General features: G+C 51.0%; 17 protein-coding genes. 8 read left to right on the top strand and 9 right to left on the bottom strand.

All coding sequences use genetic code 11. From position 1 onward, the window contains the following. Window positions 1-16: 16 nt before the first annotated feature. Window positions 17-904, bottom strand: a complete 888-nt coding sequence (gene serB, locus ACH0VJ_RS17510; RefSeq protein WP_000022926.1) for a phosphoserine phosphatase SerB — start codon at window positions 902-904, stop codon at window positions 17-19. 216 nt (window positions 905-1,120) lie between these two features. On the opposite strand from serB, the gene ACH0VJ_RS17515 reads away from it, so the two are divergent. Together ACH0VJ_RS17515 and ACH0VJ_RS17520 are read left to right on the top strand one after the other, a co-directional pair. Beyond that, complete coding sequence (locus ACH0VJ_RS17515; RefSeq protein WP_001536597.1) at window positions 1,121-2,488, top strand: L-serine ammonia-lyase; 1,368 nt, start codon at window positions 1,121-1,123, stop codon at window positions 2,486-2,488. Window positions 2,489-2,492: 4 nt separating this feature from the next. Then, window positions 2,493-2,882 carry a helix-turn-helix domain-containing protein gene (locus ACH0VJ_RS17520; protein WP_000876817.1) on the top strand — a complete coding sequence of 130 codons (390 nt, stop codon included), beginning with the start codon at window positions 2,493-2,495 and terminating at the stop codon, window positions 2,880-2,882. Here ACH0VJ_RS17520 and fghA read toward each other — a convergent pair. Then, window positions 2,871-3,728, bottom strand: coding sequence for an S-formylglutathione hydrolase (gene fghA, locus ACH0VJ_RS17525; RefSeq protein WP_000425488.1), 858 nt, complete (start codon window positions 3,726-3,728; stop codon window positions 2,871-2,873). The genes ACH0VJ_RS17520 and fghA overlap by 12 nt on opposite strands. 329 nt (window positions 3,729-4,057) lie before the next feature. Between fghA and folE the strand changes: the two genes are divergently transcribed. The 6 genes from folE (at window position 4,058) to mglC (ending at window position 11,232) form a co-directional block, all read left to right on the top strand. Further along, complete coding sequence (gene folE / locus ACH0VJ_RS17530) at window positions 4,058-4,726, top strand: GTP cyclohydrolase I FolE (protein ID WP_001139611.1); 669 nt, start codon at window positions 4,058-4,060, stop codon at window positions 4,724-4,726. 14 nt (window positions 4,727-4,740) lie between these two features. Continuing rightward, entirely contained in the window at window positions 4,741-5,883 is a 1,143-nt protein-coding gene (gene yeiB, locus ACH0VJ_RS17535) for a DUF418 domain-containing protein YeiB (RefSeq protein ID WP_001520237.1), read from the top strand. Window positions 5,884-6,032: 149 nt separating this feature from the next. Continuing rightward, complete coding sequence (galS, locus tag ACH0VJ_RS17540; RefSeq protein WP_000628631.1) at window positions 6,033-7,055, top strand: HTH-type transcriptional regulator GalS; 1,023 nt, start codon at window positions 6,033-6,035, stop codon at window positions 7,053-7,055. A 498-nt stretch (window positions 7,056-7,553) separates the two neighbouring features. Continuing rightward, window positions 7,554-8,552: a galactose/glucose ABC transporter substrate-binding protein MglB gene (gene mglB, locus ACH0VJ_RS17545; RefSeq protein ID WP_001036944.1), complete on the top strand. Its 999-nt coding sequence runs from the start codon at window positions 7,554-7,556 to the stop codon at window positions 8,550-8,552. A 133-nt stretch (window positions 8,553-8,685) separates the two neighbouring features. Further along, window positions 8,686-10,206, top strand: coding sequence for a galactose/methyl galactoside ABC transporter ATP-binding protein MglA (gene mglA / locus ACH0VJ_RS17550; protein WP_000535908.1), 1,521 nt, complete (start codon window positions 8,686-8,688; stop codon window positions 10,204-10,206). 15 nt (window positions 10,207-10,221) lie between these two features. Further along, window positions 10,222-11,232 (top strand): galactose/methyl galactoside ABC transporter permease MglC, encoded by a 1,011-nt coding sequence (gene mglC / locus ACH0VJ_RS17555; RefSeq protein ID WP_001275101.1) that lies wholly within the window; start codon window positions 10,222-10,224, stop codon window positions 11,230-11,232. Window positions 11,233-11,306: 74 nt separating this feature from the next. Here mglC and preA read toward each other — a convergent pair whose 3' ends face one another. The 7 genes from preA to ACH0VJ_RS17590 all read right to left on the bottom strand — a co-directional run bounded on the left by preA (window position 11,307) and on the right by ACH0VJ_RS17590 (window position 17,248). Then, on the bottom strand, window positions 11,307-12,542 hold the full coding sequence (gene preA / locus ACH0VJ_RS17560; protein ID WP_000956097.1) for an NAD-dependent dihydropyrimidine dehydrogenase subunit PreA: 1,236 nt from the start codon (window positions 12,540-12,542) through the stop codon (window positions 11,307-11,309). Then, window positions 12,536-13,777, bottom strand: a complete 1,242-nt coding sequence (locus tag ACH0VJ_RS17565) for an NAD(P)-dependent oxidoreductase (RefSeq protein ID WP_001136420.1) — start codon at window positions 13,775-13,777, stop codon at window positions 12,536-12,538. Before ACH0VJ_RS17565 ends, preA begins: the two co-directional genes overlap by 7 nt. Window positions 13,778-13,981: 204 nt before the next feature. After that, on the bottom strand, window positions 13,982-14,227 hold the full coding sequence (locus tag ACH0VJ_RS17570; protein WP_000605187.1) for a DUF2542 family protein: 246 nt from the start codon (window positions 14,225-14,227) through the stop codon (window positions 13,982-13,984). Next, window positions 14,224-14,943 carry an outer membrane permeability protein SanA gene (gene sanA, locus ACH0VJ_RS17575; RefSeq protein ID WP_000920081.1) on the bottom strand — a complete coding sequence of 240 codons (720 nt, stop codon included), beginning with the start codon at window positions 14,941-14,943 and terminating at the stop codon, window positions 14,224-14,226. Before sanA ends, ACH0VJ_RS17570 begins: the two co-directional genes overlap by 4 nt. A 176-nt stretch (window positions 14,944-15,119) precedes the next feature. Continuing rightward, a complete protein-coding gene (gene cdd / locus ACH0VJ_RS17580; RefSeq protein WP_000553526.1) occupies window positions 15,120-16,004 on the bottom strand; it encodes a cytidine deaminase in 885 nt (294 codons plus the stop codon). 153 nt (window positions 16,005-16,157) lie between these two features. Next, a complete protein-coding gene (locus tag ACH0VJ_RS17585; protein WP_000989296.1) occupies window positions 16,158-16,853 on the bottom strand; it encodes a CidB/LrgB family autolysis modulator in 696 nt (231 codons plus the stop codon). Next, window positions 16,850-17,248, bottom strand: coding sequence for a CidA/LrgA family protein (locus ACH0VJ_RS17590; RefSeq protein WP_000045719.1), 399 nt, complete (start codon window positions 17,246-17,248; stop codon window positions 16,850-16,852). Before ACH0VJ_RS17590 ends, ACH0VJ_RS17585 begins: the two co-directional genes overlap by 4 nt. Between the last annotated feature and the right edge of the window lie 108 nt (window positions 17,249-17,356).

The following is a 17,356-nucleotide window of genomic DNA, read 5'->3' on the forward strand; positions in this document are numbered from 1 at the left end:
GGCGAGGTGAGTCGCGTTATAATTCATCTTCAATAAGAAAAAGAAGCAATTCGAAACCGTGATAATTAATCTGATGGTGGATTTTTTCCCGTACAACCGGCTTCGCTTTCCAGGCAATACCGGTGCCAGCATGTTCTAACATCGGCAGATCGTTGGCGCCATCACCGCAGGCAATAATATTCTCCGTGGCAATATTTAACCGGGCAGCCAGGTCAACCAGCGTCTGTTTTTTGTTTGCGGCATTCATAATCGGCAAGGTAATGTTATCCGTCAGAACGTTATCGCGTATTTCAACCGTATTCGAAAAGGCATAATCCAGTTGATACCGTTCTTTTAGACGCTGGGTGAATATATCCAGTCCCCCGGAGATAATCGCGGTTTTAAATCCTTTGGCCTTGATGACTGGCAGAATAGTTAACAGGCCTGGCGAAAGGGTCATGCGATCGCATACGGCGTTCAGCACTGCTTTCGGTGTGCCTTTCAACATTCCGATACGTCGGGTAAAACTGGCGTTAAAATCAAGCTTGCCCTCCATCGCCTGTTGGGTAATGGCGGTGATTTGCGTCGACATGCCAAGCTCGCGGGCAATTTCATCCACGCCTTCTTCCGCAATAAATGTCGAGTCCATATCAAACGCGATAATACCGTTAGCAGGCAGTGGCTGCGGCTTAATAAAAAAATCAAACTGCCATTGCAATGAGAGTTCGCGTAAATAGCGATAAAATTCAGGCGTCAGACATTCCGCTGGCAGCGTAAGCTTTAAATAAGCGGTATTGATAAGCGCGGTATAACGTTTGTTAAATAATAGCGGAAACGGCATGGTGACGGCATTCAATAACGTTTCCTGTAATTTTTTCTGAAACGTATCGATATCCTGTGTAGTAATAAAATAAATAATGCTCATATGATAACTCCCTTAATTTACGGGTATTATAATGGCTCTTTTGCGGCGTGGAATCTCGTGCTATCACAGATATCACAGCCAGAAAAGGGCTAAAAAAGCGTTGTTTTTGATACCAGGTAAAGTTCAGACACAAAAGGTATCACTTTTGATATGCCAACTGTGCGAGGATGTTATTTATTACTGAACGCGAATGAGACTGAAAGGATTGATATAACGATGGAGAGTTGCCTTGATATATTCAAAATAGTAATAGGTCCATCCAGCTCACGTACCGTAGGGCCGATGCGCGCCGCCTGTCACTTTATTTCATTGCTCAGAGAACAAGAGACGTTACCGCTAATTCGGGAAATTGAAATCGAGCTGTATGGCGCGTTATCGTTAAGCCGCAAGTGCCACAATGTGGATACCGCCCTGTATCTTGGGCTGCTGGGTTGCCAGCCGGAGAATGTCGATCTCCGTTCGCATATGGCGGTGATTAAGCGTGCGGAAAATGAAAACAAAATCGAACTCCCGCTCTCCGACGCGGGCGGAATCACGATAAAAGTCAAGATTATCGCCAATCACCAGGCGCATCCAGGCCATCCTTATGCCATGACGTTTCGCGCCAGAGATGATTATTTTACGGTGTATGAAGAGACCTGGTTTTCGACCGGCGCCGGACAGGTTCGCAAACATGGCGAGCCGCTGACGCCATCGCTTCCTTTGCGTACAGTGTCGCCCTTTGAATTTAGTCATGCCGCGCAGTTGCTGGCGCTGTGTCGGCGTAACGGCCTGTCCGTAGGGGCGCTGATGATGAAAAATGAGCTGTGCCGCCACTCGCCACAGACGTTGCAGAATTATCTGGCGCAAATATGGGACGTGATGCAGCAGGCGGTTTATCGCGGCCTGCATACTGAGGGGGTATTACCCGGCCCCTATCAGGTACCGCGGCGCGCCTGTGCGTTACATAAGACGTTACAGGCTAACCGCTCCGCCAGCGATTTTTTAACCGCGCTGAACTGGGTCAATGCCTTCGCGATTGCGGTAAGCGAAGAAAATGCCAGCGGCGGACAGATTGTTACCGCGCCAACCAATGGCGCGTGCGGCATTATTCCGGCAGCGCTCTGCTGGTATGATAAATTTGTCACGCCGCTGGAATCCGGTGCTCTGACCCGTTTCTTCCTGACCGCCGCCGCTATCGCGATATTGTTTAAACAAAACGCCTCTATTCTGGGATCTGAAGTTGGCTGTCAGGGGGAAGTCGGCGTGGCGTGCTCAATGGCGGCGGCGGGCCTGGCTGAACTGATGGGCGCATCCGTGGAGCAAACGCTGAGCGCCGCTGAAATTGCCATGGAACATCATCTGGGATTGACCTGCGATCCGCTGGGCGGGCAGGTACAAATTCCCTGCATAGAGAGAAACGCCATCTCTGCCGTGAAAGCGATAAACGCGGCGACGATGGCGATGAGTCGCGTAAGCGAGCCCTGTATCTCGCTCGATGAGATCATTGCTGCGATGTACGAGACCGGTAAAGACATGAGCGCTAAATACCGTGAAACGTATCATGGTTCGCTGGGGAAAATTCAGCCGCGCAAGAGAGGGTAACAGCGTGAAATACAATACGATGAATAACGACGAGATTATCCTGTCGTTGTGCGCCCGCTTAAAGGAGACGCGTCTGTCTCTTTCGATGACCCAGCAGCAGCTTGCCGATCGCGCGCACGTTGGCATCGCTACCATCAAGCGTATCGAGAAGGGGGGAGGGCTCAATCTTGATACGTTAATTTCTCTCCTGCGGGCGCTGGATAAGTTGCATAATCTCGATGCGGTGCTGTTTGAATCCGAGCTGCGTAATTTTCACGAAAGTTATGAAGGCGGAGAGGGGAGCGGCCGCCTTCAGGTACGCCAGCAGGCCGCGGATTTAAATAATAAATCTTCCGCGCCGCAGTCGGAGGAGGTGAATTACAGCGCGGCGCTGGAAAATTCATTATGTTGGTGACGTCTCACGCTCGTCCCGTAAATACCGGGCATGAAAGCGCAGATGGTCCTCGATGAAGGACGCAATAAAATAATAGCTATGATCGTAGCCAGGCTGGATTCGTAGCGTCATCGGCCAGGCGGTTTGCCGCGCGGCTTCCGCCAGTACGGCGGGCTGAAGCTGATCGGCGAGGAATTGATCGCTGTCGCCCTGATCGATGAGCACAGGAATGGCGTCCTGCGGCTGGCTGGCCAGCATTAATTCGCAGCTATCCCACTCAGTCCAGGCTGATTCATCTTCGCCGAGATAAGCGGTAAGCGCTTTGATTCCCCACGGCACGCGGCTGGGGTTGACGATAGGCGCAAAAGCAGAGACGCTGGTGTATTTGCCCGGATTTTTCAGCGCCATGATTAATGCGCCGTGGCCGCCCATCGAGTGCCCGCTGATGGCGCAACGGTCGCTGACGTTAAACTGTGTCTGGATAAGCGCCGGAAGCTCATCGCGCAGGTAATCGTACATGCGATAATGGCTGGCCCAGGGCGGCTGTGTGGCATTGAGATAAAACCCGGCGCCGTGGCCTAAATCGTATCCGCTATCGTCGGCGACCTGTTCACCGCGTGGACTGGTATCCGGCATCACCAATACAATGCCCAGTTCTGCTGCGATACGCTGCGCGCCTGCTTTGGTGGTAAAGTTCTCATCATTGCAGGTCAACCCGGACAACCAGTACAGTACCGGAGGCGGTTCATTATCCTGAGTCGGCGGAAGAAAAATGCTGAATGTCATGGCGCAGTTTAGCGTGGCGGCATGATGACGCCAGCGCTGCTGCCAGCCGCCAAAACATCGGTGCTCTTCGAGCATTTCCATGCGGGGGCTCCTTTTATAGTGAACCTGATAAGGTATGCAGATTCTTCATAATACAGATTATTCACCGCGTTGTGAGTAACTTTCACTTCCGTAATACATAAACATGCTTCATCATTTAAATAACGTTGCGTTAACAAATATGCCCTTTGTCCTGCCATCATTCTCGCACCGGAAAAGATGTCATGAAAGGCAGCGACAATTTCAACAATTATGGGCGTGAATACTGGATTATGTGCGCTACCTCACGCACAATAATCACACTGTCACAATATTGACAAACTTTGCCCCATGCAGGGCAGAGGCGCCACACCTGCAGGAGAACACGATTAATGCCATCACTCAGTAAAGAAGCGGCCCTGGTTCATGACGCGCTGGTTGCCCGGGGGCTGGAAACGCCGCTGCGCCCGCCTATGGATGAACTGGATAATGAAACGCGAAAAAGCCTTATCGCAGGGCATATGACTGAGATTATGCAGTTGCTGAATCTCGATTTGAGCGATGACAGTCTGATGGAAACGCCGCATCGTATCGCTAAGATGTACGTTGACGAGATTTTCGCCGGCCTCGACTATGCCAATTTCCCGAAAATTACCCTCATTGAAAATAAAATGAAGGTGGATGAAATGGTCACCGTCCGCGATATCACGCTGACCAGCACCTGTGAACATCACTTCGTGACCATTGATGGCAAAGCGACCGTCGCGTATATCCCCAAAGATTCCGTGATCGGCCTGTCGAAAATTAACCGCATCGTGCAATTCTTCGCCCAGCGTCCGCAGGTTCAGGAACGTTTGACCCAACAAATTCTGACGGCGCTGCAAACCTTGCTCGGCACCAATAATGTAGCGGTATCGATTGATGCGGTGCATTACTGCGTGAAAGCGCGCGGTATTCGTGACGCAACCAGCGCCACGACGACGACGTCGCTGGGCGGATTGTTTAAGTCCAGCCAGAATACGCGCCAGGAGTTTCTGCGTGCCGTTCGCCATCATCCATGATTAAGGCGGAGACGATGGAACGTAATGTCACGCTGGATTTTGTACGTGGCGTCGCTATCCTCGGTATCCTGCTTCTTAACATTAGCGCCTTTGGATTGCCGAAGGCGGCTTATCTCAATCCCGCCTGGTACGGCGCGATCGTTCCCGAAGACGCCTGGTCCTGGGCGATTCTCGATATTGTGGCGCAGGCTAAGTTTCTTACTCTGTTCGCGTTGTTGTTTGGCGCGGGGCTACAAATGCTGCTTCCGCGTGGTAAACAGTGGATTCAGTCGCGCTTAACGCTATTGGTACTGTTAGGTTTTATCCATGCGTTATTCTTTTGGGACGGCGACATTCTGCTGGCCTACGGTCTGGTCGGGTTAATTTGCTGGCGACTGGTACGCGACGCGCCTTCGGTAAAAAGCCTGTTCAATACTGGCATACTCCTTTATCTGGTCGGGATTGGCGTGCTACTGCTGCTGGGCGTGGTATCGAGTAGCGAAACCAGCCGCGCCTGGACGCCGGATGCGTCGGCAATATTGTATGAAAAATACTGGAAGCTGAATGGCGGCATGGAGGCTATCAGCAACCGGGCAGAGATGCTGTCGAATAGTTTACTGGCGCTCGGCGCGCAGTATGGCTGGCAACTGGCGGGTATGATGCTGCTGGGCGCTGCGCTAATGCGTAGCGGCTGGCTGAAAGGTCAGTACAGTCTGCGGCACTATCGCCGTACCGGGGCTCTGCTGGTGGCGTTAGGGCTAATGATCAACCTGCCTGCGGTCATTTTACAATGGCGGCTGGACTGGGCGTACCGCTGGTGCGCCTTCTTATTGCAGGCGCCGCGCGAACTGAGCGCGCCGTTGCAAACGCTGGGCTATGCCGCGCTGATGTTTGGCTTCTGGCCGCAGCTTAGCCGATGCAGACTGACGCTTGCCATTGCCTGCGTAGGGCGAATGGCGCTGACCAATTATCTGCTGCAGACGATCATCTGTACCACGCTGTTTTATCAGTTTGGCTTATTTATGAAATTCAATCGACTGGAACTCTTGTTCTTTGTCGTTCCGGTATGGGCAATAAACCTTCTCTTTTCCGTCATCTGGCTACGTTTCTGGCGACAGGGACCGGTCGAGTGGTTATGGCGTCAACTTACGTTGCGCGCGTCAGGATCGCTCAGATAACGATCTGGATCACATTCATTAACAAAATGGCTGTAACCGTTTCCATCCCTGTGATGTTTCTCACGCAGCCCTGGGCAGGGTGCTGACAAAATAGCCGCCTGCTAACGGGGCATTTGTGAGCATTTTTGAACTCAAACAGGGCAGTGAATATGATCACCATTCGTGATGTAGCGCGCCAGGCTGGCGTGTCTGTAGCGACCGTTTCCCGCGTACTGAATAACAGCGCGTTGGTCAGTCCCGACACCCGTGACGCCGTTATGCAGGCCGTCACCCTGCTGGGATATCGACCAAATGCGAATGCGCAAGCGCTGGCCACCCAGGTGAGCGACACCATCGGCGTCGTGGTCATGGATGTTTCCGATGCCTTTTTCGGCGCTCTGGTGAAAGCCGTAGATCTGGTCGCGCAGCAGCACCAGAAATATGTTCTCATTGGCAACAGTTATCATGAGGCGGAAAAAGAGCGCCATGCGATTGAAGTCTTGATCCGTCAGCGTTGTAACGCATTGATTGTTCACTCAAAAGCCTTAACCGATCGCGAGCTGAGCGACTTTATGGATCAGATCCCCGGTATGGTGCTGATTAACCGTATCGTGCCGGGTTATGCGCATCGTTGTGTCTGTCTCGACAATGTGAGCGGTGCCAGAATGGCGACCCGAATGTTGCTGAATAATGGACATCAACGCATCGGCTACCTGGCCTCCAGCCACCGTATTGAAGATGACGCGATGCGCAGAGAAGGGTGGTTACACGCGCTGCAAGAGCAGGGGATTGCTGCGTCGGAGAGCTGGATAGGCACCGGCACGCCGGACATGCAGGGCGGCGAGTCGGCAATGGTTGAGTTGCTGGGACGCAATCTGCAACTGACGGCGGTATTTGCCTATAACGATAACATGGCGGCGGGCGCGCTGACGGCGTTAAAAGATAACGGCATCGCCATTCCCTTGCATCTGTCTGTCATCGGTTTCGATGATATCCCTATTGCTCGTTATACCGATCCTCAGTTGACTACCGTGCGCTATCCTATTGCTTCTATGGCGAAAATCGCGACCGAGCTGGCGTTACAGGGGGCTGCAGGTACGCTGGATATCACGGCGACGCACTGCTTTATGCCGACCCTGGTGCGGCGCCATTCGGTGGCGTGGCGACAGAATGCGGTACTGATCACTAACTGATTACGCCCCGCATGTAACCGTTTTCAATCTGTGAGTAAATTCACAGTTTATTAACATTGTGATAGCTATGATGACAACGTTTGTCGCACTGTAACTAATGTGTAACAGTTAGTTGTCAGTTTTGCTGGGGTATTTCGCTTATAAAAACCGTTATCACAATATCCCGCGACTACCGGACAAAAATAAAGAGTTGAATAAGAGCTTATCCCATTAGGGCTATTTTACTTGCCATTTTGGACCTGGGCAGTGCTCGCCAAAACGCGTTAGCGTTTTGAACGCCCCTTGCGGCGGCCCGAAGGGCGAGCGTAGCGAGTCAAACCTCACGTACTACGTGTACGCTCCGGTTTTTGCGCGCTGTCCGTGTCCAAACTGGCTGCGCCAATAACGCCTGGTGGGATAGGCTCTAAATACGCTTCGGCGTTCAGTAACACGCGTTAACGTGCTGAACAGCCGGGCATTTTTTTACGCTATACCCTACATAATAAAACCGGAGCTACCATGAATAAGAAGGTACTGACCCTTTCTGCCGTGATGGCAAGTCTGTTATTCGGCGCGCACGCGCACGCGGCTGATACTCGTATTGGCGTGACGATTTATAAATATGACGATAACTTTATGTCCGTGGTGCGTAAGGCTATTGAAAAAGATGGCAAATCCGCGCCGGATGTTCAGCTACTGATGAATGACTCGCAAAACGATCAATCTAAACAGAATGATCAAATTGACGTTTTATTGGCGAAAGGGGTTAAAGCTCTGGCGATTAACCTGGTCGACCCGGCAGCCGCCGGTACGGTGATTGAGAAAGCGCGCGGGCAAAATGTGCCGGTGGTGTTCTTTAACAAAGAGCCTTCCCGCAAAGCGCTGGACAGCTATGACAAGGCGTATTATGTCGGGACTGACTCTAAAGAATCCGGTGTGATTCAGGGCGACTTGATTGCCAAACACTGGCAGGCGAATCAGGGTTGGGATCTGAATAAAGACGGTAAAATTCAGTATGTTCTGCTGAAAGGCGAGCCGGGGCACCCGGATGCTGAAGCCCGTACGACGTATGTGGTGAAAGAGTTAAATGATAAAGGTATTCAGACCGAGCAACTGGCGTTAGACACCGCCATGTGGGATACCGCGCAGGCAAAAGATAAGATGGATGCCTGGCTGTCTGGCCCGAACGCTAACAAGATTGAAGTGGTTATCGCGAATAACGATGCGATGGCGATGGGCGCGGTAGAGGCGCTGAAAGCGCATAATAAATCGTCGATTCCGGTCTTTGGCGTCGATGCGTTACCGGAAGCTTTGGCGCTGGTGAAATCGGGCGCGATGGCCGGTACGGTACTGAATGACGCCAACAATCAGGCGAAAGCGACATTCGATCTGGCGAAAAACCTCGCCGAAGGCAAGGGCGTGGCTGACGGCACCAGCTGGAAGATTGAGAACAAAATCGTGCGCGTGCCTTATGTCGGCGTGGACAAAGACAATCTGAGCGAATTTACCCAAAAATAACTTTTCCGTCTGTGGGCGCAATTTTGTTGCGCCCTGAAACCGTGGAAGGGTGACGCGCCGCAGACCGGATAACGTATTTCTTTTGCCATCCGGCGCGGATAGTCATAATTAAAAAGGCCGACAGGGTATCATTATGGGCAGCACGATTTCTCCGCCGTCGGGTGAATATTTGTTGGAAATGCGTGGCATTAACAAATCATTTCCCGGCGTGAAAGCGCTTGATAATGTCAACTTAAACGTTCGTCCGCACTCTATTCATGCATTAATGGGCGAAAACGGCGCAGGCAAATCAACATTATTAAAATGTCTTTTCGGTATTTATCAAAAAGACTCCGGCAGCATTGTATTTCAGGGAAAAGAAGTGGACTTCCATTCGGCGAAAGAAGCGCTGGAGAATGGGATTTCGATGGTACACCAGGAGTTAAACCTGGTATTACAACGTTCGGTCATGGATAACATGTGGCTGGGGCGTTATCCCACCAAAGGTATGTTTGTCGACCAGGATAAAATGTACCAGGATACCAAAGCGATATTTGATGAGCTGGATATCGATATTGACCCGCGCGCGCGCGTGGGAACGTTATCCGTTTCGCAAATGCAGATGATCGAAATTGCGAAGGCGTTTTCCTATAACGCTAAGATCGTTATTATGGATGAACCGACCTCATCGTTAACTGAGAAAGAGGTTAATCATCTGTTCACCATTATTCGCAAGCTGAAAGAACGCGGCTGCGGTATTGTTTATATCTCGCATAAAATGGAAGAAATTTTTCAATTGTGCGATGAAATTACTATTTTGCGCGACGGTCAGTGGATTGCCACCCAGCCGCTGGAAGGGCTGGATATGGATAAGATCATTGCGATGATGGTCGGGCGTTCCCTGAACCAGCGCTTCCCGGATAAAGAAAATAAGCCGGGCGACGTGATTCTGGAGGTACGTAACCTGACCTCGCTGCGCCAGCCTTCCATTCGCGATGTCTCCTTTGATTTGCACAAGGGCGAAATTCTGGGCATTGCCGGTCTGGTTGGGGCAAAGCGTACCGATATCGTCGAAACGCTGTTTGGCATTCGTGAGAAGTCGTCCGGGACAATCACTTTACATGGCAAGAAAATTAATAATCACACTGCGAACGAAGCGATTAACCACGGTTTTGCGCTGGTGACGGAAGAGCGTCGTTCCACCGGAATTTATGCCTATCTGGATATCGGATTTAACTCATTAATTTCGAATATCCGTAATTATAAAAATAAAGTGGGGTTACTGGATAATTCCCGGATGAAAAGCGACACCCAATGGGTTATTGATTCCATGCGGGTAAAAACGCCGGGGCATCGCACGCAAATTGGTTCACTTTCCGGCGGCAATCAGCAAAAGGTGATCATTGGTCGCTGGCTATTAACGCAGCCGGAAATATTAATGCTGGACGAACCGACCCGCGGCATTGATGTCGGCGCAAAGTTTGAAATTTATCAGCTTATTGCGGAACTGGCGAAAAAAGGCAAGGGGATCATCATTATCTCTTCTGAAATGCCGGAGCTGTTAGGGATTACCGATCGTATCCTAGTGATGAGTAACGGTCTCGTTTCCGGCATTGTCGATACTAAAACAACAACGCAAAATGAAATTTTGCGTCTTGCTTCTTTGCACCTTTAAGATCAGGGGCTCCTTATGAGTGCGTTAAACAAGAAAAGCTTTTTGACCTGGCTGAAAGAGGGCGGAATTTACGTCGTTCTTTTAGTGTTGCTGGCGATTATTATTTTCCAGGACCCGACTTTTTTAAGTTTGCTGAATTTAAGTAATATTCTGACGCAATCTTCGGTACGTATTATTATCGCGCTGGGCGTGGCGGGACTCATCGTCACCCAAGGGACAGACCTGTCGGCGGGGCGTCAGGTAGGGCTGGCGGCGGTTGTGGCGGCAACATTACTGCAATCAATGGAAAACGCCAACAAAGTGTTTCCGGAAATGGCGACCATGCCGATTGCGCTGGTCATCCTGATTGTCTGCGCGATTGGCGCGGTGATTGGCCTGGTGAACGGTATCATCATTGCTTACCTGAACGTGACGCCGTTTATTACCACGCTTGGCACGATGATTATCGTTTATGGGATCAACTCCCTTTACTATGACTTTGTCGGCGCTTCGCCCATTTCCGGCTTTGACAGCGGCTTTTCCACCTTTGCGCAGGGCTTTGTGGCGATGGGCAGTTTCCGGCTCTCATACATCACCTTTTACGCTCTGATTGCGGTAGCGTTTGTCTGGGTGCTGTGGAATAAGACCCGTTTTGGTAAAAACATTTTTGCTATTGGCGGCAACCCGGAAGCGGCGAAAGTTTCCGGAGTAAACGTGGCGTTGAACCTGCTGATGATTTATGCGCTCTCCGGCGTGTTTTATGCCTTCGGCGGCTTACTGGAAGCAGGGCGTATTGGTTCTGCCACCAATAACCTCGGCTTTATGTATGAACTGGATGCGATTGCCGCGTGCGTTGTCGGGGGCGTATCGTTTAGCGGCGGAGTGGGGACGGTCTTCGGCGTGGTGACCGGCGTCATTATCTTTACCGTCATCAACTATGGCCTGACCTATATCGGGGTAAACCCGTACTGGCAGTACATTATCAAAGGCGGCATTATCATTTTCGCCGTGGCGCTGGACTCGCTGAAATACGCGCGTAAGAAGTAGTTATCCAGACCTATTACTTTGCTTATCAGATAACCCGGCGCAGCGAAACTGCGCGCCGGGCTTCATACCGCGAGCTACAGCGTTAACGCGTGCTCTTTTTCGCCTTTTTTAAATTTGACCTCGCCTAAATCAATACAGGCGACCGGGCAGACATGACCGCACAGCAGACAACCGACGCATTTTTCCGTATTGCAATGCGGCGTGCGGCTGTGTTCATCCCACTCCATCGCCTGATGGCCGCCGTCATAGCAGGAGATATAGCAACGTCCGCAGCCGACGCATTTCTCCTGATTAATCCGCGGATAGACGATATAGCTGCGATCCAGCTCTTCCGCCGGGATAATATTGCCATTCGCCAGCCCGATCATCTCCTGTAATGAGGCAAATCCCTGATCGGCCAGATAGTGGCTGAGGCCGCTCGCCATATCTTCTACAATGCGGTAACCGTATTGCATAATGCCTGTCGTCACCTGTAGGGTCGCCGCGCCCAGCAGCAGAAATTCGGCAGCGTCTTCCCAGGTTTCAATGCCGCCGATACCGCTAATCGGGAAATCGCGCAGTTCAGGGTGCATTCGCAACTGCTGGATAAAACGCAGCGCAATGGGTTTCACCGCTTTTCCTGAATAACCGGAGATACTGGATTTACCGTTAACCACCGGCATCCCGATTTTGCGGTTCAGGTCGATGTTAGTAATGGATTTCACGGTGTTGATGGTGGCGATACCGTCGGCTCCGCCGCGTTTGGCGGCCAGCGCGACTTCACACATATCGCCAATATTCGGCGTCATTTTCGCCAGCATTGGCAAAGATGAACCGCGTTTTACGGCGCGGCAGTATTTTTCAACCAGCTCCGGGCTTTGCCCTACATCGCTTCCCATGGCGTGCGAGGTCATCTGCGGGCAAGAGAAGTTACACTCAATCATATCCGCGCCGGCTTCTTCAACCAGACGCGCCAGTTCTTGCCACTGCTGCTCATTTTCCCCCATGATGGAAGCAATCAGCACCTTATCCGGATAATCCTGTTTTAGCCGTCGAATGGCGGCCAGATTCTCTTCCAGCGGATGCTCAGCAATTTGCTCCATGTTTTTGAAACCAATAAAACCGGTATCTTCTTTCGTCAGGTGATCAAAACGTGGAGAGACTTCGTTGGCAATAAAAAAACCAATGGTTTTAAAAACGATCCCGCCCCAGCCGGTATCATAGGCTTTGGCGCACATCTCATAACAATTGCCTACCGGAGAAGAAGAGAGACAAAACGGATTGGGAAACTTAACGCCGCAAAAGGTAACAGACAAATCTTTTGTTAACATGAGCAGGCCTCCTCTAAATAATGATGAATAGCCTGAGCGGCTTCTTTTCCGGTTTTTACCGCATAAACGACGGTCTTATCACCTTTAACAATATCGCCAGCGGCAAAGATCGCCGGATCGTCGGTTTGATAATTATGCGTGTCGATAATATTATGCTGCGCTTTTATCTCCGCAAAGGTATCCAGTCGCGCGTGCTGCCCCACGGCCAGAATAATATTTTCCGCTTCCAGCGTCAGTTCTCCTGAGTGGCGTACATGGTGGAAGGTCACTTTATTTCCGCTGACGGCGACAGGCGTAAAACCATCAATAATCGATACGCCTAATGCCTGCGTGCTGGTAAATTCTTTTTCGCTGGCGGGAAATTGGGCTAATTCTTCCCGCGCCACGCAGGTGACGGAAGGGCAGCCGAGAATTTTTAACGTACTGGCGACATCCATCGCTACGTCGCCGCCGCCAATAATTAATGCACTACGCGGAACGCTAATATCGCCGTCGGCCTGACGGGCGCGCTGTAAAAAATCAACGGCAATCTCTACGTGACTGGCTTGCTCAAATAACGGTAAATCAGAGCCACAGGACATCCCGACGGTCATCAGCACGGCGCGATATTCGGCTTTGAGTTGCGCAAGCGATAGCGACCCGCCCACGTCACAATTACATTTAATATTGACGCCCATTTCTACAATGCGGGCAATTTCCTGATCGAGTACACTTTGCGGCAGACGAAATGCCGGGATGCCGTGACGCAGCCATCCGCCGGGCTGCGGCTGTTTTTCGTAAATGGTGACGTCATAGCCTAAATGTGTGAGCGTCACGCTTGCCTGCAAACCTGCCGGACCCGCGCCAATAATCGCGACTTTTCCGCGTGTTTTACTCCCGGGCTGATAAATCTGCATGGCAGTCTGCTGTTCAAAATCGGTAATAAAACGTTGCAGGCGTGCAATATCAATAGGTTTATCTATTCCGGAACGTGTACATCCGCGCTGGCATAATTTTTCCGTCGGACAGACTCTGGCGCAGACAGCGCCAAGCGCGTTATTTTCCCGGATAGTTTCCGCTGCACCTTTAAAATTGCGAAAGTAAATAGAACGAATAAATTTCCCCGGATCGGTTTGCGCCGGGCAATCCTGACTACAGGGCGCATCGTGACATAATAAACAACGTGAAGCCTCTTTTATTGCCAGTAATGGCGTAAAACCAGGCGTGAGTTCATCCAGATAATTTTGTTGCGGCATATAATCTTCCTTAATGCTTGAATAAATTAAGGCGAAACGCAAATAACGCGTTTTAATGATCCAAAATCTACCGCCAGCCTAAGCATTGAAAGAAGGGTATTCTGTGAAAGAATTCACAAAAAAATGAAACCAGAATGCAAAACAGCATTTGTTCCTTATATCATAATAATAACTATTCTCAATTTTAAAGGGATAATAAATAGATTAACGATAAAAAAGAAGATAAATAATCATTCCAGTAAATAAAAAACCGCAACCGGTATAAAGAAAAAGATAAGACCAATATTGTACGGGATCGGCATGGCGATAGACATAAACCGGTTTTCGCGCATTTTTGACAACTTTATCTACAGCGCCGGTTCGCCAGCCTTTCCAGGCCTCACGGAAGCAAAAAAGCGGGAGTAGCAGAAAGGCTAATATGACAAATATCGTCTGTACATCCATGATCATTTCCCTTTTTTCTTTTCCAGTTCAAGCAATTGTTCCGGTGTAACTGCCGGATACCCCTGGGCGTCATTCGGCACCTGATGCTGCGTGGGAATAGGTACCAGCGGGCCTAAAAAACGCGGTTCGCGTTTAAAAATATAGAGATCCGCCAGCGCGCTAAAGCGGGCGCCAAATTCGCGCAAGCGTACTGTCAGCATATTTTTGGGTGAAGGTACCGCGTAACACTGCGCCTGAATGCCCATATGCAACGCAATAAACAAGGCGCGTTCGCAGTGGAAGCGCTGAGTGATGATAATAAAGTCGTTGGTATCAAACACTTTGCGGGTACGCACAATGGAGTCAAGCGTACGGAAGCCAGCGTAATCAAGCACAATGTCCGCAGGATCGACGCCCGCCGCGATAAGGTCTTTGCGCATGGTCATCGGTTCGTTATAGCTTTGCAGGGCATTGTCGCCGCTGAGCAGCAGGTAATTGACTTTACCGCTATTGTAAGCGTTTAACGCGCCCTGGATACGATAACGATAGTACTGATTAATGACACCCTTGCGATAGTATTTGGCTGTCCCTAACACGACGCCAACCTGGCGGTAGGGGAGATCCTGTAGCTCGTCATAGATATAGGGCGCTGTTTTCCAGCTCATCCACCGATCGAGGCCAAGCACCGTCAACAGCAGCAAGCCTACCAGGACCAACAGGCTGTAAAACACGCGCTTTAACATGCAGGAAACTCGATACCAGGATGAAAGTACGATCAGGCTACTGTACCCGAAGACGTAGCGCAAGAAACCGCCGTCTGATTGCGGAGATTTTCAGCATGATTTCCCTTGTATCGGGTCGCGGAAGAGGAGAGTCAGGCCGGATAAGACGCCAGTGCGTCGCTATCCGGCACATTTGCTTAGCCGAGAAGCACGCGGTCAATATTATGGCAACCTAACGCTTTCAGCGTTGCGGCGGTGGCATCCCATTGAATTAATGCTGCATCGCCTTTTTCCGCCAGAATCGCGCGCTGAATATCCGCATAGTCATAGCCATTGAGACTCAGCAGGTTTAGCGCGCCTTGCAGCGGGGGAAGCGTAGGGTTAAAGGCGGCGTTTTCCGCATAGCTGCCGGTGAAAATACGGCCATCTTTACATTCCAGCGCCACGCCGCTCGGTGAGTGGCTATAAGGCATATGGCTCTTATTGGCTGCCGTTATCGCCGCTTGCGTTAGCGTATCGCCCGTTAACGTAAAGCCATGATCCTGCTCGTCCATCAGTAGCGTTTTGATCTCCAGATCTTTTGGCCCGAAAGCGTCAGGCAGATAATCGCGTAACGTATGCGGCGCGCGGCCCGGCAGATGAATGCGCAGATCCAGACCGCTGTTCAGCTCGTTCATAAACTGGCGACAGTGGCCGCAAGGCGTGTAGTTAACGGTGACGGCGGCGAGCCCTTTTTCGCCGCGTAGCCAGGCGTGGCTAATCGCGCTTTGTTCAGCATGCACAGTTTGTTGCATGGTGGCGCCCAGGAACTCCATATTCGCGCCGAAATACCAGTTGCCGCTAACGCCGCGCGCAATCGCGCCGACGTTAAAATGGGACAAATCGGTACGGGCGCAGGCCGCCGCCAGAGGTAACAGTGCGAAAGCCAGCGCGTCTTCGTCCAGTCCCGCCGTATTTTTAAGCGTCGAGACCTGCTCTGCGGTCAGCATGGCGGGAAAATGGTGGTCCGCCAGGATAGGGGCCAGCGCTGATTGCAAATTATCCGCAAGCTGGGCAAAAGCAGTTTGAAAACGTGGATGCATGGCGTTGCCTCATAACAATGTAATGGAACCGTAGTTTACGGGCCTGCTATGTCTTAATATGTGATCTAAATCTCATTGCTTATGCAACTTGTGAAACTTAAATGAAAAATGCGCGACGTATCGCAAATTTTAACCCGGTCTTTTGTCCCGTCGTTAGCGCATTACCGCCAGAATGAGCGGAAACAAAAAGGGCGCTACCAGCGAGGTAATAATGCCGCAGATCACCAGCGCCAGGGAGCTAAACGCGCCTTCCTGGTAATCCAGCTCGGCGCAGCGCGCAGTACCGAGCGCATGTGAGGCGGTCCCCATTGCCAGCCCGCGTGCGGCCTTAGTACGGATGTGCATCGCGTTTAACAGCGTGTGGCCAAACACCGCGCCCAGAATACCGACAAAAATTACGCATACCGCGCTGATCGCAGGGATGCCGCCGATGCTGCCGCCCACCGCCATCGCGATAGGCGTAGTCACGGATTTAGGCAGTACCGATGCCGCGATTTCAGGCGTTGCGCCCATCAGCAAGGCAACGGATGTCCCGGTAATCATCGCTACCAGACTGCCGACAAAACAGATGCTAATAATGGATTTCCAACGCGCGCGAATCTGGTGCAATTGTTCATAAAGGGGATAGGCCAGTGCCACTACCGCCGGTTGCAGCAGATCGTTAAGTACTTCGCTGCCTTTGAAGTAGTGCTCGTAGGGAATACCGGTCAGCAACAGAAAAGGAATAATGACTACCATTGCCACCAGCAGCGGATTCAGCAACGGCATTTTAAAATGCGCCGCCAGTCTGCGGGCGGCGAAAAATACCGCCAGCGTCAGCGGTAACGACCACCAGATATATGTCATCATTTTTTCGTTCCCTTCTGCCCAACCACTTTACGCTCACCGTGTATCAGATGTGAACTCCAGCTTACGACCACAAAAACGACCAGCGTACTGATAGCGCAAGAGACCACCACCGGGCCGAATTGCGCGCGCAGTAAATCAAAATATTGCATGACCCCGACGCCAATCGGCACAAACAGCAACGCCATATAACGAATCAGCACATAACAGCCGGGGTTAACCCACTTTGCCGGCAGAATTTGCAGCGCCAGCAATACAAACAGAATTAACATCCCGATAATGCTGCCGGGAATAGTGATAGGAAGCAGTGATGCAAGAAAAATGCCTGCGTACAAACAGGCATAAATCAATACAAAAGCGCGTATATATTGCCAGATAATATTCAGTGACTTACTCATGTTTAAAGCCCTTGATGAGATGGATTCATCATACAATTAAACGTTAAAACGTGCTACCGATCACATCATGAATTCTTAGCATAGTGGGTATAGACAGCAGGAACATCG

Origin of the sequence: Salmonella sp. 2020_1459 (genome assembly GCF_043847915.1) — a bacterium.
GTDB classification, from domain to species: domain Bacteria; phylum Pseudomonadota; class Gammaproteobacteria; order Enterobacterales; family Enterobacteriaceae; genus Salmonella; species Salmonella enterica.